21 protein-coding genes and 1 pseudogene are annotated in these 21,398 nt (G+C 64.5%); 12 read left to right on the top strand and 10 right to left on the bottom strand.

What is annotated here, in order from left to right:
* Nucleotides 1-401 precede the first annotated feature (401 nt).
* The 3 genes from hxlB to M8523_RS08275 all read left to right on the top strand — a co-directional run bounded on the left by hxlB (nucleotide 402) and on the right by M8523_RS08275 (nucleotide 2,517).
* Nucleotides 402-953, top strand: coding sequence for a 6-phospho-3-hexuloisomerase (gene hxlB / locus M8523_RS08265; RefSeq protein WP_282584366.1), 552 nt, complete (start codon nucleotides 402-404; stop codon nucleotides 951-953).
* A 79-nt stretch (nucleotides 954-1,032) separates the two neighbouring features.
* Nucleotides 1,033-1,683 carry a class II aldolase/adducin family protein gene (locus M8523_RS08270; RefSeq protein ID WP_282584551.1) on the top strand — a complete coding sequence of 217 codons (651 nt, stop codon included), beginning with the start codon at nucleotides 1,033-1,035 and terminating at the stop codon, nucleotides 1,681-1,683.
* A gap of 126 nt (nucleotides 1,684-1,809) precedes the next feature.
* Nucleotides 1,810-2,517, top strand: a complete 708-nt coding sequence (locus tag M8523_RS08275; protein WP_282584552.1) for an MgtC/SapB family protein — start codon at nucleotides 1,810-1,812, stop codon at nucleotides 2,515-2,517.
* 52 nt (nucleotides 2,518-2,569) lie between these two features.
* On the opposite strand, the gene M8523_RS08280 is transcribed toward M8523_RS08275, so the two are convergent.
* Nucleotides 2,570-3,142: a TetR/AcrR family transcriptional regulator gene (locus M8523_RS08280; RefSeq protein WP_282584367.1), complete on the bottom strand. Its 573-nt coding sequence runs from the start codon at nucleotides 3,140-3,142 to the stop codon at nucleotides 2,570-2,572.
* A gap of 175 nt (nucleotides 3,143-3,317) precedes the next feature.
* Between M8523_RS08280 and M8523_RS08285 the strand changes: the two genes are divergently transcribed.
* Nucleotides 3,318-3,995, top strand: coding sequence for a PspA/IM30 family protein (locus M8523_RS08285; protein WP_282584368.1), 678 nt, complete (start codon nucleotides 3,318-3,320; stop codon nucleotides 3,993-3,995).
* A gap of 31 nt (nucleotides 3,996-4,026) precedes the next feature.
* Nucleotides 4,027-4,302, top strand: coding sequence for a YiaA/YiaB family inner membrane protein (locus tag M8523_RS08290; protein WP_282584369.1), 276 nt, complete (start codon nucleotides 4,027-4,029; stop codon nucleotides 4,300-4,302).
* Nucleotides 4,303-4,344: 42 nt separating this feature from the next.
* Here M8523_RS08290 and M8523_RS08295 read toward each other — a convergent pair whose 3' ends face one another.
* On the bottom strand, nucleotides 4,345-5,253 hold the full coding sequence (locus tag M8523_RS08295) for a response regulator (RefSeq protein WP_428350168.1): 909 nt from the start codon (nucleotides 5,251-5,253) through the stop codon (nucleotides 4,345-4,347).
* Between the two features lie 2 nt (nucleotides 5,254-5,255).
* Nucleotides 5,256-8,615, bottom strand: coding sequence for a hybrid sensor histidine kinase/response regulator (locus M8523_RS08300; RefSeq protein ID WP_282584371.1), 3,360 nt, complete (start codon nucleotides 8,613-8,615; stop codon nucleotides 5,256-5,258).
* 163 nt (nucleotides 8,616-8,778) lie between these two features.
* Between M8523_RS08300 and M8523_RS08305 the strand changes: the two genes are divergently transcribed.
* A complete protein-coding gene (locus M8523_RS08305; RefSeq protein WP_282584372.1) occupies nucleotides 8,779-10,143 on the top strand; it encodes a glutamate--tRNA ligase in 1,365 nt (454 codons plus the stop codon).
* Here M8523_RS08305 and M8523_RS08310 read toward each other — a convergent pair.
* Nucleotides 10,088-11,281: a DUF2865 domain-containing protein gene (locus tag M8523_RS08310; protein WP_282584373.1), complete on the bottom strand. Its 1,194-nt coding sequence runs from the start codon at nucleotides 11,279-11,281 to the stop codon at nucleotides 10,088-10,090. The two genes, M8523_RS08305 and M8523_RS08310, sit on opposite strands and share 56 nt — an antisense overlap.
* Nucleotides 11,282-11,357: 76 nt before the next feature.
* On the opposite strand from M8523_RS08310, the gene M8523_RS08315 reads away from it, so the two are divergent.
* The gene (locus M8523_RS08315; protein ID WP_282584374.1) at nucleotides 11,358-11,885 is read left to right on the top strand and encodes a CreA family protein; all 528 of its coding nucleotides are present in this window, start codon (nucleotides 11,358-11,360) and stop codon (nucleotides 11,883-11,885) included.
* A gap of 5 nt (nucleotides 11,886-11,890) precedes the next feature.
* Here the strand turns inward: M8523_RS08315 and M8523_RS08320 are convergent, their stop codons facing one another.
* From M8523_RS08320 to M8523_RS08335, 4 genes are all read right to left on the bottom strand, one after another.
* The gene (locus M8523_RS08320; protein ID WP_282584375.1) at nucleotides 11,891-12,190 is read right to left on the bottom strand and encodes a hypothetical protein; all 300 of its coding nucleotides are present in this window, start codon (nucleotides 12,188-12,190) and stop codon (nucleotides 11,891-11,893) included.
* Nucleotides 12,191-12,283: 93 nt separating this feature from the next.
* On the bottom strand, nucleotides 12,284-13,483 hold the full coding sequence (locus tag M8523_RS08325) for a GNAT family N-acetyltransferase (RefSeq protein WP_282584376.1): 1,200 nt from the start codon (nucleotides 13,481-13,483) through the stop codon (nucleotides 12,284-12,286).
* Between the two features lie 36 nt (nucleotides 13,484-13,519).
* Nucleotides 13,520-14,317 carry a glycerophosphodiester phosphodiesterase family protein gene (locus M8523_RS08330; RefSeq protein ID WP_282584377.1) on the bottom strand — a complete coding sequence of 266 codons (798 nt, stop codon included), beginning with the start codon at nucleotides 14,315-14,317 and terminating at the stop codon, nucleotides 13,520-13,522.
* Nucleotides 14,317-14,787 (bottom strand): RidA family protein, encoded by a 471-nt coding sequence (locus tag M8523_RS08335; RefSeq protein ID WP_282584378.1) that lies wholly within the window; start codon nucleotides 14,785-14,787, stop codon nucleotides 14,317-14,319. The genes M8523_RS08330 and M8523_RS08335 overlap by 1 nt, the downstream gene beginning before the upstream one ends.
* A gap of 168 nt (nucleotides 14,788-14,955) precedes the next feature.
* Between M8523_RS08335 and M8523_RS08340 the strand changes: the two genes are divergently transcribed.
* From M8523_RS08340 to M8523_RS08350, 3 genes are all read left to right on the top strand, one after another.
* A complete protein-coding gene (locus tag M8523_RS08340; protein WP_282584379.1) occupies nucleotides 14,956-15,753 on the top strand; it encodes a cell envelope integrity EipB family protein in 798 nt (265 codons plus the stop codon).
* 205 nt (nucleotides 15,754-15,958) lie between these two features.
* Entirely contained in the window at nucleotides 15,959-16,324 is a 366-nt protein-coding gene (locus tag M8523_RS08345; protein ID WP_282584380.1) for a response regulator, read from the top strand.
* Between the two features lie 17 nt (nucleotides 16,325-16,341).
* Nucleotides 16,342-17,712: a PleD family two-component system response regulator gene (locus tag M8523_RS08350; protein WP_282584381.1), complete on the top strand. Its 1,371-nt coding sequence runs from the start codon at nucleotides 16,342-16,344 to the stop codon at nucleotides 17,710-17,712.
* Between the two features lie 344 nt (nucleotides 17,713-18,056).
* On the opposite strand, the gene rpmG is transcribed toward M8523_RS08350, so the two are convergent.
* Entirely contained in the window at nucleotides 18,057-18,224 is a 168-nt protein-coding gene (gene rpmG, locus M8523_RS08355; RefSeq protein WP_282584382.1) for a 50S ribosomal protein L33, read from the bottom strand.
* Between the two features lie 418 nt (nucleotides 18,225-18,642).
* Between rpmG and M8523_RS08360 the strand changes: the two genes are divergently transcribed.
* Complete coding sequence (locus tag M8523_RS08360; RefSeq protein WP_428350101.1) at nucleotides 18,643-19,023, top strand: response regulator; 381 nt, start codon at nucleotides 18,643-18,645, stop codon at nucleotides 19,021-19,023.
* A gap of 19 nt (nucleotides 19,024-19,042) precedes the next feature.
* Here M8523_RS08360 and M8523_RS08365 read toward each other — a convergent pair.
* Nucleotides 19,043-19,875: pseudogene (locus M8523_RS08365) on the bottom strand (aldo/keto reductase).
* Nucleotides 19,876-20,061: 186 nt separating this feature from the next.
* On the opposite strand from M8523_RS08365, the gene M8523_RS08370 reads away from it, so the two are divergent.
* On the top strand, nucleotides 20,062-21,381 hold the full coding sequence (locus M8523_RS08370; RefSeq protein WP_282584384.1) for a WcaI family glycosyltransferase: 1,320 nt from the start codon (nucleotides 20,062-20,064) through the stop codon (nucleotides 21,379-21,381).
* The last annotated feature ends 17 nt before the right edge of the window (nucleotides 21,382-21,398 follow it).

The raw sequence follows: 21,398 nt of genomic DNA on the forward strand, positions 1-21,398 counted from the left end.
CATTGCCTGACAGAACCGAACTGCTCGAGATAAGACTCAGGCCGACCCGACATTATTCCTCAAGCGACGAAATTCTTCTGGGCATCGGTTCTCGGTAAACAGAAGGATGTCGTGCGATGTTTCCGCTTAGGACGATCCAGCTTCAGAAAGTCAGAGCGAGACTGCGTCGAGTCGATAACGGCCATCATGGATGGGGCATCGCTCCTGAAAGAAGCGCGAGCTGAAGGTCCGCTGTCGAATTCCAATCAGCACCTCCGGGCGCGCTTGAGACTGTATCGATATGTGCTCTACATGAGCGATGTCGGTCGCCCGGCCGACGACAAGACGCAGATCACCGACAGGCCGGCTCAGGCTTGCACAAGACGCGCCAACAGCGTTGCCCAACGTGCGAGGGAGGTTCGATGACAACTCTATACCGGCAAGCGTTCGAAGAGTTGGGGGCCGTTCTCGATCGGCTCGACGATGCGGCGGTCGACCGTGCCGTCGCGACGATCGCCTCCGCCCGGCAGGTAGTGGTGTTCGGCGGCGGCCGCGAGGGCCTGCAGATCCGTGGCTTCGCCATGCGTCTGTTCCACCTGGGCCATTCCGTCTCCGTCGTCGGCGACATGACGACGCCGGCGATCGGGGCTGGCGACCTGTTTCTCGTGACCTGCGGCCCAGGCGAGATCTCGACGGCCGTGGCGCTCGTCGGCGTGGCCAAGCAGGCGGGCGCAACCGTCCTGGTGATCACGGCCCAGCCGGACGGTCGCGTGCCGCGCATGGCCGACGAGGTCCTGGTTCTCCCGGCCCAGACCATGGCGGACGACCAGGGGCCGTCGGTCTCGTTGCTGCCGATGGGTTCGGTGTTCGAGGGCGGGCTCTTCCTGCTCTTCGAGATCATGATCCTGAAGCTGAAGGACGCGCTCGACGTCTCCGCCGAGACGATGCGGAGCAACCACACGAACCTCGAATGAGCTGGGGCGCCATGAACGAGCGAGCCGATGCGGGGAGACCGGCGTGACCTCCTATGACGACCTCGCGGTCCGTCGCGAGATGGTGGAGACCGGCCGCCGCATGAACGCGAGCGGCATCAACCAGGGCACGTCGGGCAACATCTCGATCCGCAACCCGCACGGTTTCCTCGTCACCCCGACGTCGCTGCCCTACGACCGGATGCAGCCCGAGGATCTCGTTCAAATGAGCTTCGACGGGACCTACGAGGGCAGCCGCCGGCCGTCCTCCGAGTGGCGCTTTCATCGCGACATCCTCCAGCGGCGGCCCGACGTCGAGGTCGTGCTCCATTGTCATTCGGTCTATGCCACGACGCTTGCGTGCCACCACAAGACGATCCCGAGCTTCCACTACATGACGGCGGTCGCCGGCGGCACGACGATCCGCTGCGCCCGCTATGCAACCTTCGGCACCCAGGCGCTGTCCGACAATGCACTCGAAGCGTTGGAAGACCGGATGGCCTGCCTGCTCGGCCAGCACGGCCAGATCTCGCTCGGCAGGTCACTTGCCGCGGCGCTCGCGCTCGCCATCGAGGTCGAGACCCTCGCGCGCCTCTACGTGCAGGCCCTGGCGCTCGGCGAGCCGCCGATCCTGTCGGACGCCGAGATGGCCCGCGTCATCCGGCAGATGAAAAACATGAGCTACGGCCAGGCACCCGACCTTGACGATGCGGAACGCCCGAAGGCCGATTAGCCGGGCGAGGATCCTTCAACCGCACGACGAGGCCGTGTTTCCAAATGGCCGCCTTGCGCCTAAATCCAGCCACGGGTCGAGCCGGTGTCATATGACGGTCATGCCGATCGTATCCTCAAGGCCGTCATGCTTCACTTCGATCCCGGCCGGCTGCTCGATCTCACCGTCAGTGTCCTGGTCGCCTTCCTTCTCGCGATGGCGATCGGGGCCGAGCGCCAGTACCGTCAGCGCAGCGCGGGATTGCGCACCAACGTGCTCGTCGCCATCGGGGCGGCCGCCTTCGTGTCCATCGGGTCGCGCCTGAACGGTGATGCGGGCGCGTCGCAGCTGGCTGCCTATGTGGTGTCCGGGATCGGCTTTCTCGGCGCCGGTGTGATCATGAAGGACGGTGGGCGGGTCTGGGGGCTCAACACCGCCGCGACGCTCTGGTGCTCGGCCGCCGTCGGAGTTCTCGCCGGGATCGGATGGATGGCGGAGGCCGTCATCGTCACCCTCGCGGTCCTGGCCGGGAATACGCTGCTGCGTCCGCTGGTCAACGCCATCAACAGGGCCCCGATCGACGAGCGCACCGCGGAAGCCACCTATGAGATGCGGGTCATGACCGCGCCCGAGCATGTCGGCGCCCTCCGCGAACTGCTGACGGATGCGCTGGAGAATGCCAGCTATCCGGTGCGCGATGTGGATGTGGTCGAGCGCTCCGACGAGGTCAGCGAGCTCGCCGCGACCCTGGTCAGCACCGCCGTCGACCCGGCCGAACTCGATGCCGTCGCGACTGCCCTTGAGCGCTCGCCGCTGGTGACGCACGCGAGCTGGTCGGCCAGCACCGACGAATAGGCTTTGGGCGACCAACGCCGTGGCACGCGTTCGCACCGGCAAAGTCACTCGTCTATCCGGTCTCGCCGGGAACCTCGATCAACCGAAGTCCCCGGACCGCGGCATTGACCAGCACCCTGACCATGGGCGGGATATCGGACGGCCAGATGGGTCCGAGAGCGCCGATCTCCCCGAGGTAGACCATCCCGTGGACGCTGGACCACAAGGCTCTTGCGAGCATCGGGATGTCCTCTTCGCTTGGCACGCCGCCAGCTCGAAGTTCCCGTTCGATGATCTCGAACAGGGCGGCGATGTCCGCGGCTATCGCGGGCGGCGCCGGGATCGAACGCGGTTCGAACATGGCCGTCCAGTTGTTACGGTGCTCGGCCGCAAAGCGCAGGTAGGCATCGGTCAGGCAGAGTAGACGCTCATCCATGGCGCCGCTCGGGCACGCCAAAAGGGCCTCGGTGAGCGCGTTTCTCAGGAGCCGCATCGTGACGGCACTCGCCTCGAGACGCAGGGCTTCCAGGCTGCCGAACTGCGTGTAGACCGACCCCACCGCCGTGCCGGCGCGTTCCGCGACGAGACGGACGTTGAAGGCGGCCGCTCCACCCTCGCGGAGGATCTCGACGGCGGCGTCGATCATCAACCGTCGGTCGGCGATCCGGGACCCCTCATCCTTCTTCGGGCGACCTCGTGGTTTTAAATGAACCATGTTCAATTTATCCGTTGCGGCGTGCGTCCGACTGTATATATTCCTTTTCATGAACGCTGTTCGATAAATCTAGCCCCTGCTAGATCGAGCGTTCGGGAGGTGCTGGATGCTGAAGACCCTCACGCTCTTGATGCGAGGAGCGATCGCCGACAGCGCTCAAGCAGTCGATGACGCCCACGCGATCGCGATCCTGCGCCAGCAGATCCGAGACGCCGCGGCCGCGCTTGCCGGGGCTCGGCGGGAGCTGGGCGTAGCGATGGCTTACCACGCCGCCGAGCTGCGCGCCGTCCGCGGCCTGGAGAGTCGGATCGCCACGATCTCGGATGCGGCGCGAAAGGCCCTCGTGGACGGGCGCGACGACCTCGGCCACGAAGCGGCCGTCCTGATCGCCGGCCTGGAGGACGAACGCATCGCACAGCAGGCCGAAGCGACCCGCTTTGCGACCGAAGTGGACGGCCTGACGTCGCAGGTGGCCCGGGCGCAATATCGCCTCCGCGATCTCGACCGCGGTCTCCAGACCGCCCGAGCCACCGAGGCCGTGCGGCGCGCAACCGTCAAGAGTCGACGCGTGATGACGACCTCGACCAGTGCTCTCGGCGAGGCCGAAAGCACACTCGCACGATTGCGCAGCCGTCAGCAGGATGACGAGGACATCCACGAAGCGCTGGCGAGCCTTGAAGCCGACGCCGCCGGCTCGCTGCAGCACCGCCTCGCCACAGCCGGCTATGACCGTCCCCGAACAGACCCGAAGGACGTCTTCGAGCGTCTGAAAGCACTGGCCTGAACCTCAACCGCACACCAAGGAGATATGAACCATGACCCCACAAATGCCCCACACGCCCGCCTGGAAAACCTTCACCTACGTCAGCTTCCTTTGTGCCGCGGCCATGCTCGGCGCCGGCATTGCGTTCATGCCAGCCGACATCTGGATCAAGGGCTATATGGCGATGGCGGCTGTCTTCACGATCGGCACGGCGTTCACGCTCGCCAAGACCCTTCGCGACGAGCACGAGGCAAGCCGGCTGATCAACAAGATCGAAGACGCGGCCACCGAACGTGTGCTGCGTGAAGCCGTCCCCGGACGGATCTGATCGAAGCCGAACGGTCTCATGCCGACGGTTCAGCACCGACCCTCATCGCTCGTCAAGCGCGCGCGTGGCCAGAACGGCGGCCGAGGCCCGGTTCTCGACGCCGAGTTTGGCGAAGATCGTCTCGAGATGTTTGTTCACGGTGCGGGGGCTGAGCGAGAGGATCTCGCCGATGTCCCGGTTGGCCTTGCCGCGGGCGATCCAAAGCAGAACCTCGGCTTCCCGTGCCGTCAGGGCGAAGCGTTGCGCCAGGATCTCGTCGGCGCGGCGGGGGTCGTGCTGGCGCACGCGGAACAGGTACTCGCCCGCGCCCGCGCTGCCCACGAAGCTGAATTCGACGGCAGGCGCATCGGCGCCGCCGTGGACGACAACTGGGTTGGAGGCGCCGCGCGCCGCCGCCTCCGCCAGCGACGGGATGGCCGAATGGAGCGGCGTGGCGGCGCCGTCTTGCAATCGCGCGGCTCCCAGCAACTGCAGCGCCTGCGGCGTGGCCCAGACGACCGTGCCGGCGCGGGTCAAGGCGATCAGGAAGGAGCCTGTCGTATCGAGCGCCACCTGGGCGCTGCGGGTCGCCTGCGCGGTCGCGAGGTGCACACGCAGGCGGGCGAAGAGCTCCCCCAGGATGATCGGCTTCGTCACATAGTCGACCCCGCCGGCTCCGAGCCCCCGAACGATATGTTCGGTGTCGCTCAGGGCCGTCATGAAGATCACCGGCACATGCGCGATGGGCCCGGCCTTCAGGCGGCGGCAGGTCTCGAAGCCGTCGAGTACGGGCATCATCGCGTCGAGCAGGATCAAGTCCGGCGTGATCCGTTCAACGAGCGCCAACGCCTGCGGTCCGCCCGTGGCGACGAGCGCCGTATATCCCTCGCTCTCCAACGCGTCCGTGAGGAAGCCGAGCGTGTCCGGGGTATCGTCCACGACGAGGATGACCGGGCGTGGGGCGGCCTCCAACGTCACGGCTCGACCCGTTCGCCAAAGGCTTCGAGCACAGCCTCATAGGCAGGAAAGTCGAAGGCGCGAACATGGTCGCGCAGACGTCCTGCCAACGCAGTGAAGTTGGGATTTCCAGCGAGTTCGTCGAGCTTGGCTTCGATGCCGCGCACATGGCCGATGGCCCCGAGTCGCTGCAGCTCAGCGACCACGCCGGGTTCCGGGATCGCGTGCGGCTCGATGGGAAGCGCGGGGGCAACGACATGATCCTGGCGCTCGATCCAGGTCAGGCCGAGGCAGCGGGCCAGCGTGTCGAGCAGAGTGGCGACCACGAAGGGTTTCGCCAGCACGGCATCATGAGCCAGACCCAGGAGTGGCTGCGGCGCGCCATCGCCGATATTGGCCGACAGCATCACGATCGGCGCTGTCACCCGGCGTAGCGTGCGCAGCGCGTCGGCAAGCTCCCAACCCGACATGCCGGGCATCGACACGTCGAGCAGGAACAGGTCCGGCCGGACATCGGCGACGAGCGCCAGGCAGGTCGGCCCGTCACGCGCGCTAAGCACCGAAAAGCCGAGAGGTTCCAGGAGGGCACGCATCAGGGCTTGATGATCCCCGTCGTCGTCCACCACCAGAAGGGTCCGGCGCGGACCGGCGTAGCCTTGCACGTTCCGGGCCACTTCGGGGAGCGGGACCGCGACCGAAGCCAGCATCAGGCGAACCTCGAAGGTGCTGCCCGCCCCCACGGTGCTGCGCACCGCGATGGCGCCCCCCATCAGTTCAGTCAGGAGCTTCGTGATGGTCAGGCCGAGACCCAGGCCGGGCACGGCTTCGGCGCCGCTCAACGCGCCCCGGTCAAAGGGCTCGAAGATGCGCTCGATATTGGCGACCGGAATACCGGGGCCGCTGTCCTCCACCACGAGCGTGGCGACCTGGTTGCGGTACATGATCGCAAGTCCGACATGGCCGGCCGGGGTGAATTTGACGGCGTTGGACAGGAGATTGATCAGGATCTGTCGTAGCCGCTTCTCGTCCGTGCGGACCACGGCGGGAAGCGTCTCGATCCCCGTGAACCTGAACTCGAGGCCCTTGGCGGCGGCCTGCAGCCTGAACATATCGACGAGGCCCGCGAAGAACTCCGTCGTGCGTACCTCGTTGCGCTGGATCTGCAAGCGGCCGGCTTCGATCTTGGAGACATCGAGCAGCCCGTCGATCAGTCCCGACAGGTGTTCGGCCGAGCGACGTATCACCCGCACCCCGTTCTGCCGCGCCGCCGCCGCCTCGCCGTCACGTTCGAGCAGCTGTGCGTAGCCCAGCACGGCATTGAGCGGTGTACGCAGCTCGTGGCTCAGGCCGACCACGTAGCGGCTTTTGGCATGGTTGGCCGCTTCCGCCACTTCCTTGGCCTTTTGCAGAGCGGCGTCGGTCTTCTTGTGCGCCTCGATCTCCTGCAGCAGCAGAGTCGTCTGCCGGGCCGATTCCTCCTGGGCGACGCGGCGGCTTTCGGCGGCCAGCACGAAAAACCAGGCCAGCACGCCCGACACGATGAACAGGATCGCAAAGGCCCCCCAGAGCGTCTGGTCGACGACGGTCTTGATCAGCGAGCCCTGCGACGCCGCATGGACGTCGATCAGCAGCAGCGCCAAGCTTATGATCGCGATCAGCGGCACGAAGACGCCGAGATAATGCAAGGTTGGGGCGTTCACGCGCACGCTGAGGGCTGACGGCAGCATCGCCCGCAAGGCCGCGGCGATCTGGGTCTGGGCCCGGGCCTGGGGCTTGCAGAGATCGTGACAGCGGGCGTCGAGCGAACAGCAGAGGGAACAGATCGGCGCCGCATAGGCCGGGCAATAGGCCATATCCTCCGGTTCGAAGGGATTGGTGCAGACGCTGCACGTGATGGTCGACAGCTTCAGCCATTCGGCCCGGGGCTTGCGGGCGAGATAGAAGCGGCCGCGGGTCAGGGCTGCGATGACAGGGGCCGCGACGAGCGCGACACCGAGGGCGATAAACGGGGCGAGAGCCTCCGGCAGCGGACCGAAGGTACCCGTTGCCGAGATTAGGGCCACGAAGGCGGCAAGGCCCATCGCACCCGTGCCGACCGGGTTGATATCATAGAGATGCGCGCGCTTGAACTCGATGCCGGGCGGGCTCAGGCCGAGCGGCTTGTTGATCGCGAGATCGGCCACGATGGCGCCGAGCCACGCCACCGCCACGACCGCGAAGAGGCTGAGGATCCGTTCGAGCGCCGCATAGATGCCGAGCTCCATCAACAAGAGCGCGATCGCCACGTTGAACACCAGCCAGACCACCCGGCCCGGATGGCTGTGGGTCAGGCGGGAAAAGAAATTCGACCAGGCGAGCGAGCCCGCATACGCGTTCATGACGTTGATCTTCAGCTGCGACACGACCACGAAGGCAGCGGTTAGCAACGCGACGACCTGCGGCCAGGGCAGCACGGTGGCGAAGGCGAGGCGATACATCTGAGCCGGCTCGGCGGCATGTTCGGCCGGCACGCCGGCCTGCAGGCAGAGATAGGCGAGCAGCGATCCGAACATGAGCTTCGGGGCTCCGAGCACGATCCAGCCCGGTCCGGCGGCGAGCAGCGAGGCCGTCCAGCGACGGCTGTTCTCCGGCCGCGCCGGGAGGAAGCGCAACACGTCGACCTGTTCGCCGATCTGCGGCATCAGGGCCAGGATCACCGACGCCGCCCCGCCGAATTTCAGGAGATCGAAGCTGCCCACACTGTGGCCGAGGCCCGGAAAGTGGGTCCAGGCCACGACGGCCGGCCAGTCATGCGCCACGATGAAGCCGATCGGCAGGACGTTGAGAACGATCCAGAGCGGCTGGGTGACGAGCTGAAAGCGGCTGATCCAGGCGATGCCGTAGGTCACGAGCGGGATCACGGCGACCGCACTCAAGAGGTAGCCCCAGGCAAGCGGCAGGCCGAACACGAGCTGCAGCGCCGTCGCCATGATGGTGGCTTCGATGGCGAACAGGATGAACGTGAAGGTCGCGTAGACGAGCGACGTGACGGTCGAGCCGATGTAACCGAAGCCTGCGCCCCGGGTCAGGAGGTCGATGTCGACGCCGTAGCGCGCCGCATAGCGGCTGATCGGCATGCCGGTGAGGAACAGCAGGGTGCCGACCACCAGGGTCGCCCAGAACACGTTGCTGAAGCCGAAACTCAGCGTGATAGCGCCCCCGATGGCTTCGAGCGCCAGGAACGAGATGGCCCCGATGGCGGTCTGCGAGACACGCGGCGCCGACCACTTGCGGGCGCTCTTCGCCGTGAAGCGGAGCGCGAAATCCTCCAACGTCTCGTTGGCAACCCACCGGTTGTAGTCGCGGCGGACAGGCAGAATGCGTTGACGTCCGGACATGGCTCAGGGGGGTGGGTGAGGCAATGCAACGTAGCTCCGATTTGAGGGAGAACGCAAAGCGCTTGTCACCGATGGCGATGTGCGGCCCAACGTTCGATGGGAGATCCTGCTCAGTTCCTCAGCGCCGTTGCGCCGCAGAGCACGATTGACGATAAGCACGGTCATGACCGCTCCCATCGTCCGCTTCGCTCCCTCGCCGACCGGCCGCATCCACATCGGAAATGCCCGCACGGCGCTGCTCAATTTCCTCTTTGCGAGCGGGCAGGGGGGGCGCTTCGTTCTTCGCTTCGACGATACCGACCAGGAGCGGTCGCGGCAGGAATACGCCGATTCGATCGTGGTCGATCTCGACTGGCTCGGCGTCGTGCCCGACCTCGTCGTACGGCAGTCCGACCGCGTCGCGTTCTACGCGGCAGCCGTCGCGCGGTTGAAGGCATCCGGCCGTCTTTATCCCGCCTATGAAAGCGCCGACGAACTCGACCGCCGCCGCAAGCGCATGCAGGCGCGGGGACTGCCGCCCATCTACGATCGCGCCGCCCTTAAGCTGACCGAGGACGATCGCGCAAAGCTCGAAGCCGAGGGGCGCCGGCCGCACTGGCGCTTCCGGCTGGATTCCGAGACCGTAACCTGGACGGACCTCGTCCGCGGCGAAAGCCATATCGACTGCGCGTCGCTGTCGGATCCCGTGCTGGTACGTGAAGACGGTACCTATCTCTACACGCTGCCCTCGGTTGTGGATGACATCGAACTCGGCATCACCCATGTGGTCCGGGGCGAGGACCATGTCACGAACACCGCCGTGCAGGTTCAGCTCTTCAGGGCGCTCGGCGCCGAGCCGCCGCTGTTCGGACATCACAACCTCCTCGTGAACGCGTCGGGCGAAGGGTTGTCGAAGCGCTCCGGCGCCCTGTCGCTTACGGGCTTGCGCGAGGCCGGGGCGGAGCCGCTCGCGGTGGCGGCCCTCGCGGTGCTGACCGGGTCGGCCGAATCGGTGCATCCCGTGGCGGCTCTCGCGGATCTCGGTCCCGTCGATCTCGCGCGCCTCTCACGGGCGCCCGCACGGTTCGACGAGCACGATCTCTGGACACTTTCGGCGAAGACCTTGCACGGCCTGCCGTTCGAGACTGTCCGGCCGCGCTTCGCCGCGCGGGGGCTTCCTGACGATGCCGTCGGCGAAACATTCTGGCTCGCCGTACGCGGTAATCTCGAACGCTTTGACGACATCGATGGCTGGTGGGCCGTGGTCCATGGATCGATCGAACCGGTCGGTGAGGACCCGGAACTTCTCGCGGCGGCGACCCGGCTTCTGCCCGAAGAACCATGGTCATCCGCGACCTGGGCGGCTTGGACCACGCGCGTCAAGGCTGAGACGAGCCGTAAGGGCCGCGCGCTCTTCCACCCGCTCCGCCTGGCTTTGACCGGCCGTGACACCGGACCGGAGCTCGCCGTGCTGCTGCCGCTGATCGGCCGCGCTAGGGTACTGGCGAGATTATCCGGACACGCCGGCTCGTCCCGTCAGGAGCCTTGAAGGTCTGGACCGCGCCCTCGGTGGTCCGGATAATCGGTGTCTGGGTGCCGACGCCGGTTGCGATACCCGCCGAGGCCGTAGTGGCGGTCGGGGCCTGAGCGCCGAGCGTTCCGAGGGCAGCGTCGTCCGCGGCTGTCGTTGGCTGGTCGAGCACGATCTTCCGAGGTGGCTTGGCGCCCTTCTTGGTCGGCTGTGAGGTTGGCGCCGTCGGCCGCGACATGTCAGCCGACATCTTCTCCGTGACGGTCACGTCGTGGCCCTGCGACTTGTCGAGCAGCTCCTCGGCCTTGGCGAGGGCCTGCACCCAGGACTGGTTGGGCGGCTTGCAGGTACAGGCCGCGTCGTGGGTCTTCTGGAACTTGAAGGCGGCCGGCAGGGCCGTATACGCCGTGCCGTCGAGCGCGACCGCGTCCGCGATATTGTCCGTATCGCTCGTTGTGTAGAGCTTGGCCTCGGTGTTGGGGCATTGCGCGCTACAGAGCGTTTGCAGCCCGTCGAGGTCGCTATTGTGCACCGACGTGCTCAGTGGGAAGAAGCCTCCGTCGCATGTGCGCACACAAATGGCCTTGCTGCCGCCCTGCGGCCGCTCTTGTGCCGGCTGGTCGTCAGTCATTCGGCTGGTGCCGTCGTCCGGCATGAGGCCGGGATCGCTGTACACTTCCGTGCTGTCCGGGCCAGGCGCAGTCCGACAATAGGCGTCGTAGCGGGCCGCGAGGTCCTGGGCGCGGTCGGGGTTGCCGTTGCGGAGGGCGCGGGCTTGGGCATCCAGCGAATCGAGATTGTTCTCCATGCGCGAGACGCGATTGGCGATCGCGTCGCATTGCGGCGGAGCATCGCCGAACAGGTTCAAACCGCCGCAGCCGATCTGATCCGCATAAGCCTGCGTGCGGGCGAGCTCCGAGCGCTGCTGCTCGATGGCCCGTGCGAAACGGGCTTCCCGGTCAGGATCGGGACGCGTGACGGCGGCCATCTCCTGACGGAGGGCGTCACAATCGATGTTCTGGGCCTGAGCGGCACCGGGGCCGAGTACCAGGACGCCGAGACAGACGACGGTCGGAAGACGCCGAAGGGCGCGCAAGGCGATTACCATGGCGCGCATCTGACCGGGCTTCGTGTTGGAATCATGATCCCGGCTCATGCGGAGGGATGCTTAGCCCTGGCGCTGCGCCCGCGCGCGTCCCACATGTGCACGGCGATGACCGCAATTGAGGAGAATGTTGGTGATCAACCGGTGTCTGTTGGCGGCTGCGGCAGCGGCTGTCCTGCTCGGATCGACCCTCGTTCCCGCACAAGCGGACGATGCCGATCTGGTGTTTCGCCGATCCACGACGTTCCGGGCGCTGACTCCCAACGACAAACTGGCGACCTACGCGTTCGACGACCCCGCGGTCGAAGGTGTCGCGTGCTATTTCACGATCCCCGAAAAAGGCGGTCTGGCGGGAGCCATCGGCTTGGCCGAGCAGACCTCCGACGTGTCGCTTGCGTGCCGCCAGGTCGGGCCGATTCGATTCACCAAGAAGAGTGACCAGGGTGAGACTGCCTTCTCGGAGCGGCGGTCGATGTTTTTCAAGAAGATGCAGATTGTGCGGGGATGTGACGCCAAGCGCAACACCCTTGTCTACATGGCTTACTCGGACAAGCTCATCGACGGCTCGCCCAAGAATTCGACCTCGGCCGTGCCCATTCAGCCCTGGGGCACCACGGTCGACGTGCCAAAATGCGCCGATTGGGTGAAAAGCTGAGAGGTCTATTCGCCGCAATGGATCAGGATTGATCCGGGCGGCGGAACCGGGGTCGCCATGGCGCTCACCTTGATGCTGCCGGTCACGTCCTCGGCCAATCCGAATGCGGTCGCATGAGCATGGCCATGCGCCTCGCACCAGGCGTCGGCGATCACCTGACCACAGGCCATGCCGGGCTTCATGCAATCGGCGATCCCGTAGCCGTCGCTGACGGGAACCACGAAGTCGAGGCTGTCGCCAGCCCAGGAGGTTGAGGGAGCAGCGGCCAGCAGCACGGCGCCAGCGAACATCAGTGCGAAACGCATAGGAGATCCGAAACTGGCCAGAGCGGCCCGAACGGTCTCCACCCTGCGGGGCAGGGTTGACTAAACTCTTAACGATCGCGGACTGGTGTCGGGTCACTCCTCATGCCGGAAAGGGGTGTGTTCGCCATACATCTCGATGGCGCTCGCAACCTGCCGACGTTCCTGAGCCAGATAGTCGGCCACCGCCCGGGCCAGTCGCTGGTCCGCGATACGATGGGCCGAATAGGTCTCGACCGGACCATAGCCGCGCGCGAGCTTGTGTTCCCCCTGTGCGCCGGCCTCGACCCGCGCAAGCTTATGGGTGATCGCGAAGTCGATCGCCTGATAGTAGCAGACCTCAAAATGCAGGAAGGGATGCTCCTCGATCGCGCCCCAATTTCGTCCGTAGAGCGCGCGGTCACCGATGAAGTTGATGGCGCCGGCGATGTAGCGCCCGGCACGTTTCGCCATGACGAGCAGGATCCTGTCGGCCATGCTGTCGCCGATCAAGGAGAAGAACTTGCGCGTGAGATACGGGCGGCCCCATTTGCGCGACCCCGTGTCCATGTAGAAGGCCCAGAAGGCATCCCAGTGGGCCTCTGTGATGTCGCGCCCCGTGACCCATTCGACTGAAATGCCCGGTGCCAGAGCCTCCTTGCGCTCGCGCCGGATCATCTTGCGCTTACGGGAGGCCAGCGCGGTCAGGAAGTCCTCGAAGGTACCGTAGCCCTCGTTGCGGAAGTGGAACTGCTGGTCGGTGCGCTGCAGGAAACCCTCCGCCCCGAGCGCCTCCCAATCGTCACGATTCAGGAATGTGAGATGGACCGACGACGAGTCGGTCTTGTCGCGCAGGGCCTCGAGCCCGGCCAGAAGCCCGGCCCGCATTCGCGCCAGGTCAGCACCGGGACGCACCAGCAGGCGACGGCCAGTGACGGGCGTGAAGGGTACGGAGACTTGAACCTTCGGGTAATAGTCGCCGCCGGCACGCTGGTAGGCATCGGCCCAGCCGTAGTCGAAGACGTATTCGCCCTGCGAATGGCTCTTGAGATAGGCCGGTACCGCGGCCGCCACCTTGCCGTCCGGCCCATCGATCAGGAGATGCGCCGGCGACCAGCCGCTGCGGCCGCCCACCGATTTCGACGCTTCGAGGGCATGCAGGAAAGCGTGGCTCAAAAACGGATTATGGGTTTCCGCCTGGAAGCCGCAGTCGGACGAAATATCGTCTAGGCCGGGGTTCGCACAGGCGTTCCATTCGGCGGGCGGGACCTCGCTCAGGGACGAGGCCACCCGGATTCTGATCTCAGGCTCGGTCATGGCGCTCCGGCGCATCGCTGATGACCCGAGAGTGCCTCACCTCCGTGATGAAACAAAGGCTGTTTGGTGGGGCATCTCGTCCGGGATGAAACCCTCGAACACGATCTGGTCCGCCCAAAGCCGGGCCGCCTCGCGCTGCGCGATTGTCCGGACCGTCCAGGTCATGACCGGACGGCCAAGCGCGGCGCGAAACAGGGTCGGGGCGGCATGGGGCAGGTTCTCCACCCAATAGGACAGGAAGTCGGGGCGGGTCTCGGGAAAATGCACGAGAGCCGCAAGGTCGCGCTTCCCGGTAGCCGAGAGACCATGCCATTCGGGATCGTCATAGCTCGCCTCAGCCACGATGCCGAGGGGGATCCTGGCCGGTGCCCTGGCCCGTAGATGGGCGATGACGGCGGGGTCGAAGCTTTTGATGGCGGCGGGCCCGCCATAGGAGGCGATCACGTCGAGCACACGGTCAGCGAGGCGCACGTCCCCGTCGAAGGCGCTCTTCACCTCGCAGATCAGAGGCACGCGGCCGGCGATCAGCGCCAGGAAGTCGGGCAACGTCGGAATGCGGTCTTGCGTCCCGCCAACAGAAACCTCGGAGAGTTGCCGGGCGCTTCGTGCCGCGACCGGACCCGTTTCGCCGGTGAGCCGGTCCAGCGTGAAGTCGTGGAACACCATCGCCTCGCCGTCGGCCGCGCGTTGCACGTCGCATTCGATCGCGAAGCCGCCCTCGACCGCGGCCTTGGCTGCCGATGCCGTGTTTTCAAAGCGGGCTGCCGTGCGATCATGCAGGCCGCGGTGCGCGATCGGGCGCGCCACGAGCCATGCAAAGGCATCAGCCGCCATCAGGCGATCTCGAACAGCGCCTCGACTTCCACCGCCGCATCGAAGGGCAGCACGGCGACGCCGATCGTCGAGCGGGCATGACGGCCGGCTTCGCCCAGGACGCTCACCATCAGGTCGGACGCTCCGTTCATGATGGCCGGCACGGTCGTGAAGGTCGGGGCCGCATTGATGAAGCCGCCGAGCCGCACGCAACGGACGATCCGGTCGAGGTCGCCGAGTGCCACCTTGACCTGCGCCAGCACGTTGATGGCACAGAGGCGCGCCGCTTCCAGGCCGACTTCGTTCGAGACCGAGTGCCCGAGCTTGCCCTTGTGCTGATCGGCAAGCTTGCCGTCCGGACCGAGTGGCAGTTGGCCGGAGACGATTAACTGGTTGCCGCTGATGACGCAGGCCACATAATTGGCGACCGGGGCGCCAGGAACCGGCAACGTGATGCCGAGATCCTTCAATTTCTGCTCGACCTTACCCATGTCCAAATCCTGTGATCCTAAGGGTCCCGAGGAACAACTGCCCTATGACACGGTTTCTGGCGGGACGCCTAGTCGTTCTTTGAGGGTGCGCAATCCGCGCTCTTGCAAACGGATTTTGAGGAGATGTCGGTGCCGAACTTCCGTTTGAGTCCCCTATCGAGAGCGGGCTTGCTGGCTCTCGTGGTCGGGTTCGCCCCGGCCAACGGCGCGAGAGCATCGGGCATCGCGCTTCTGCCGCACCATGCGGTCTATAAGCTTGCCCTGGTGAGTTCGAGCGGCAACAAGGCGCCCGCCGATGCCAGCGGGATGATTTCCTACGATTTTTCTGGCTCCGCCTGCGACGGTTACAAGACGGTGTTCCGGCAGGTGACGTCCATCGAACCCGCTGAAGGCGAGACGCGGGTGTCCAACACCGAGACCACGACACTCGAAAGCCGCAACGCGACCCGCTTCGGGTTCGATATTCGCACGTCGAACAACGACAGCGAGGATGACGTCAAGGGGGACGCATCGAAGACAAGCGGTGGATCGATTGCCATCGATCTGCAAAAGCCCGAAGCGGCGCAGGTCGACTTGAAGACCGAGGCCTTGTTTCCGACCGAGCATCTCAGCCGGATCATCGCCAGCGCCCAAGCGGGCAGCAAGATCCTCTCGGCTCAAGTCTATGACGGATCGGACACGGGCCGAAAGCTCTACAACACGTTGAGCGTCATCGGCGCCCCCTTGACGACACCGGCAACCGACCCTGCCGCGCAGGACGAAGCTCTCAAGGGGGAGCGGCGCTGGCCGGTGACCATCAGCTATTTCGAACAAGGGCAAGACGACGCACAGCCCGCCTATGTTTTATCGTTCGAATTGTACGAGAATGGCGTGTCGCGGGCCATCAAGGTCGATTATGGCAATTTTGCTTTGGCCGGTCAGCTGGTTGAGTTCAAGGCAGGAGCGGCGACGTCCTGCCCCAAGTGACGCACCCCATGCGCGAATGCGCCCAAATCTGCGTCAGGAGCCCGAGGCCTTCAATCTTACTGTTTCGTCAACCAACACAGGCTAAGATCACGCCATGTGATGTTTGGCTTCGACCGACCTCGTTTCTCTTGAAATCGGGGGTCGAGACATTCGGATCAATGTGGCCGGGGCAACGCAGTCCCAGGATCGAATGAGGTCGAGCCGAATGGCCAAGACTGTATTGATCGTTGAGGATAACGACCTCAACATGAAGCTTTTCAGCGACCTGCTGGAAGCCAATGGTTACGGCACGATCCAGACGCGGAACGGTGTCGAGGCGGTTGGCCTCGCGCGTGAACATATGCCCGATCTCATTCTTATGGACATTCAGCTTCCGGAGGTCTCCGGGCTGCAAGTCACGCAATGGCTCAAGGACGACGAGGCCTTGAAGCACATTCCGGTGATTGCCATAACGGCCTTTGCCATGAAGGGCGATGAGGAAAAAATCAGGCAGGGCGGCTGCGAGGCCTATCTGTCCAAGCCGATTTCAGTCGTCAAATTTCTCGAAACCATTCGCAATTTTATTGGCTGACCGGAAGCACATCTCTCATGACCGCCCGTCTTCTTCTGGTCGACGACACGCCAGCGAATCTGAAGTACCTTGAGGCGCGGCTCCTGGCCGAGTACTACGATGTGGCAACGGCGACCAATGGCATGCAGGCGATCGCCCGCTGTCGGCAGGAAGCGTTCGATCTCGTGCTGCTCGACGTGATGATGCCTGGCATGGATGGGTTCGAAACCTGCCGGCGTCTGAAAGCAGACCCGGCGACCGCGCATGTGCCGGTGATCATCGTGACGGCCCTCGATCAGCCGGCGGATCGGATCAAAGGCCTCGAAGCCGGTGCCGATGACTTTCTGACCAAGCCGATCGACGAGACGGCGCTGCTTGCGCGCGTCCGCTCCCTGGCTCGGTTCAAGGCGATCACCGACGAACTGCGGGTCAGCGCGCTGTCGAATACGGCCGTGAGCTTTTTCGACCCGCTCACACAAGCCGTACGGGACCAGGGCGTCGGCGGGCGGATTTTGATCATCGACGACCGGCCCGGCTCCCTGGAAAGGATCGGAAACATCCTGTCGCCGCAGCATACGATATCGGCCCTAAGCAGCGCCGGCGATGCATTGGCCCGTGTCACCCGCGACAATCCCGACCTGATCTTCGTGAGCCTCGGGTTGCAGGAGCATGATCCGCTTCGACTCTGCAGCCAGTTGCGCTCGCAGGAAGGAACCCGGCACATCCCCATTCTGCTGCTCGCGGACACGGAAGACCGGGCCCGCGTGCTGCGCGCTCTCGAAATGGGCGTTAACGACTATGTGGTTCGGCCGGTCGATGCGAACGAATTGATGGCGCGGGTGCGGACGCAGGTCCGCCGCCGCCGTTACTTGGATCTGTTGCGCAACGCCGTGCAGGCGTCGATGGAACTCGCGATCTTTGACCAACTGACGGGGCTGCATAATCGACGCTATTTCGACAGCCACATGCCGCGGCTTGTCGAGGCCTCGGCCAGTCAGAAGAAGCCGCTATGTCTGATGATTCTCGACATCGACCATTTCAAGGCCGTCAATGACACGCACGGCCATGATGTTGGTGACGAGGTGCTGCAGATTTTCGCCGCGCGGCTGAAAGCGGCGGTTCGCGACGTTGACCTTCTGTGCCGATTGGGCGGCGAGGAATTCATCGTGGCCATGCCGGACCTGCCGCTCAAGATCGGTTCGTTGATCGCCGAGCGGTTGCGGCTCGCGATCTCCTCAATGCCGTTCATGCTGGGAAAGAGCGGGCTCGACCTCGACATCACGGTGTCGGTCGGTTTAGCGGAGCGCAATCAGGAGACCAGCGTGTCCAGCATCCTGAAGCGCGCCGACACCGCCCTTTACCGGTCCAAGACACTTGGCCGAAACCAAGTGTCCACCGAGGCCGCATGATGCGGCGCATGGAAATTATTGGAGTTCATTAAAGTTAACATTTGGTATAATACAGCGACTGGTTCCGTCGATTGCAAATTCGATCGGACAGGATAGATTGCCCTCGGTTCGGAGCGCATCAGGGAACGGCATCGACGATCGGGCCGCCCGTGATCCGGATCAAGAATACCCTACGGAGTGCTCAGGTCCGCCGCATCTCCTGGGTCCGTGGGGTCGGCCGGTTTGGAAGAGGCGGGAGTGGCCTCCTCATACGCCTCTTCCAACCGGCCACCAAAAAAGCCGCCCTCCTCGGGCGGCTTTTTTGGTGGTCTTTTGTCTGGACCGGGCGAGGCCCGGCCCGAAGATCACTTGATCTTCGTTTCCTTGAACTCGACATGCTTCCGGGCGACAGGGTCATACTTCTTGAACGCCAGCTTGTCGGTCTTGGTCCGCGCATTCTTTTCCGTAACGTAGAAAAAGCCCGTATCCGCGGTGGAAAGAAGCTTGATCTTGATCGTGGCGGCCTTGGCCATAGTGATTGATCCTGTAATTCAGTCAGCCAGCCAACGTGCCGACCGGGAACGCGATCCAACAAAAAGAATTGTCTGCCCGGCTATCCCGCGCATCCGCTGGCGGCGCTTTTACCCCGCCAGGGGTGAATGTCAAGATCTGGCGCATGATGCGGGCCCATGCCGCTTCACCGAGCGCGAGCCTCGCGGCTTGTTTTGACTGGAAGGGGATGTCGGCGGGGAATCGCCTCCCTATTTACCCATGGTCGGCGCTAGATCGTTCTGGGCCGGATGAGATAGGAGAGATCCGGCGCATGTCTTGCTTAAAGCGGGGTTCCGGATCAGAACGTGGAAACAGGGACCGGGCGGACCTGTGTGGTTCGGATCGCGCAACTCGGCCGGGGCCGAATGCAGGTGCGGCTTCGAATGGGAGAACCGAGTGATGAAGATTCTTCTCGTCGAAGATCATGAAGAAATCTGGGATTTCCTGTCCCGGCGTCTGAAGCGGCGCGGCTACGAGGTCGTGTTGGCGACCGATGGTCAGCAAGGCGTCGACAAGGCGCAGTCCGACGCGCCGGATATCGTTCTTCTCGACATGAATTTGCCCGTCTTGGACGGCTGGACGGCGGCGGGTGTGATCAAGGCCAATCCGACCACCACCAAGATCCCGATCATCGCACTGACGGCTCATGCGATGTCCGGAGATCGTGAAAAGGCGATCGCGGCTGGCTGCAACGACTATCATCCAAAACCCGTCGACTTCTCACGTCTCCTGGCTCAGATCGAAGCGCTAGCCGGCGATGCTGTCGAGGCAAGCGCCTGAGTCTTTTGGAGAGGGGCCCCTAAAGCATCTCGAGCGGAACCTTGCGGGACGGTGGAGGAAAGGTCCGATCCAGGTCCGAGAGATCTTCCGGCGACAAAGTGATGTCGGCCGCATTGCGATTTGCCTCAACGTGTTCGAGCGTGCCTGCTTTGGCGACGGCGAGGACGCCGGGTTGCGCGAGAACCCAGGCCAGCGCGATTTGTAACGGCGAGACGCCGTGGCGTTCGGCAACCCTCGACAGACCTGCGTGTCCAGACAAGCGTCCCTGTTCCAGCGGTTGTAGGCCATGACCGGCATGGCGTTGGTCCGCATCCAAGGCAGAAGGTCGAATTCCGGACCCCGGCGGCTCAGGTTGTAGAGCACCTGGTTTGTCCGGCAGTCTGTTCCGATCTGGTCCAATTCGACCATTTCGTCGAGATCGAAATTGCTGACACCCCAGGCGCGGATTTTTCCAGCGTCTTTCAGCCGCTCCAGTCCCTCGACTGTCGCCCGCAGTGGAACGTGGCCGCGCCAATGCAGCAGATAGAGGTCGAGCCGATCCGTTTTGAGCCGCCTGAGGCTTCCTTCGCAGGCCCGATCAAGGCTCACCCCCTCCGCATGATGCGGATACACCTTGCTGATCAGGGTAACCTGATCCCGCAGGCCCTTCAGGGCATGGCCTAAAAAGCTCTCGGTTGCGCCGTCTCCATACATTTCCGCCGTATCGATGACTGTGAGGCCGCGCTCGACACCACCCCGGATGGCCGCTGTTTCCTCCTGGTTGCGCGCTGGCTGCTCTCCCATCTTCCACGTGCCCTGCCCAAGAGCCGGAACGGCCAGTCCGTCGCCAAAACCGATCGAATGCAGGCTCATAGATCCTCTCCGGTCTGTGCTCCTCACAAAATGTGTGACGTGGACGATCGTTCCCGCCGGATTCTCCCCACTGCGTCCCGCCGAGGTCCCGAGACAAGCTTGACGGACGTTAGGGCATAAGCAACTCTTTACTACGATCGCATAGTAAGCGTGGGTAAAATGCTGATCACCCCTAGGGTATACGGAGTGTTCCGAAGCTTATTCCGGCCCCGTGGGGCACCGGATACGCACCAGCGGCGGATCGTCATCCAGGGCATGAACTATGCGCCGGAGCTCATCGGCGTCGGGAAATACACCACTCAACTCGCGCAGTTTCTCGTGTCGCGCGGCCATCGGGTGGAAGTGATCGCGGCACTGCCGCACTACCCGGGGTGGCGGGTTCTGTCGCCGAAGCCATGGCGTTGGGAGACGGGGCAGGAGGATGGGGTCAGCATTACACGCTGCCCCATTTTGGCAAGGCGGGGCGCCAAGATCTGGCGCCTCGTGGCTCCGCTCTCCTTCGCGCTCACCGCGGCACCCATCGTGATCTGGCGTATCCTTCGGGTTCGGCCGGACACGGTCCTGTGTGTCGAACCCACGCTGTTCGCCGCGCCCGCCGCCTTGCTGGCGGCAAGGCTAGTCGCCGCACGCACGGTGCTTCATGTGCAGGACCTGGAAATCGACGCCGCTTTTGCGACCGGCTACCTCTCGAAACCGTTGCTGCGCGGCGTTGCTCACATGTGTGAGCGCGCCATACTTCGTCACTTCGATCAGATCGTGACGATCTCTGACGCTATGGCGTCTCGGCTAAGCCATAAAGGCGGCGCGCCGCAGCCCGTGATGGTGCTGAGGAACTGGATCAGCGGGATGGATGGACCATGCGATCCCATGCGGTCGGAGCTCCACGCGATGGCGGGTGTGCCACCGGAGGGACGCATCGTCCTCTATTCAGGAAATTTGGGAGCCAAGCAGGGTCTCTCGGTTCTCATCGAGGCCGCCCGCCACTTGCGTGCAAAGCCCGGCATTCACATCGTCGTGGCGGGTGACGGTCCGATGGCCTCCGTGCTGCGGGCGGCGGCTGTAAGCCTGCCGAATCTCACGCTGATTGGCCTTCAGCCTGCCGAACGTCTGGCCGGGCTTCTGGCTGCGGCGGATCTTCATGTGGTGCCACAGGAGCGTGCGGCCAGCGATCTGGTGTTTCCCTCCAAACTCGGCCCGATTCTGGCGAGCGGCAGGCCGCTGGTCGTCACGGCTGAGCCGGGAAGCGAACTCGCCACTTGGCTCGAAGGCGTGGCCAAAGTCCTCTCCCCAGGTGACGGTCGTGCGCTCGCAGACGCGATCGCGGGCGAGCTTTCGCGGGAGCAGCCGAGAGGCGAAGCGATGGCGTCTGCCTTGGCGGCGCGGCTCGAAGCCGGCACGCTTCTTCCGCTCTTCGAGCAGTGTCTCGTCCCGCGCGGTCGGTTGCCCCTTCAGGTCGACGCCTGGGCCGACAGAGCGGAAGCGGAGGATGTCGCCTCGATCGCCTGAGACGCTGGGTAGATCCA

The organism is Lichenifustis flavocetrariae (assembly GCF_026130545.1).
In the GTDB taxonomy this organism is placed as follows: Bacteria; Pseudomonadota; Alphaproteobacteria; order Rhizobiales; family Beijerinckiaceae; genus Lichenihabitans; species Lichenihabitans flavocetrariae.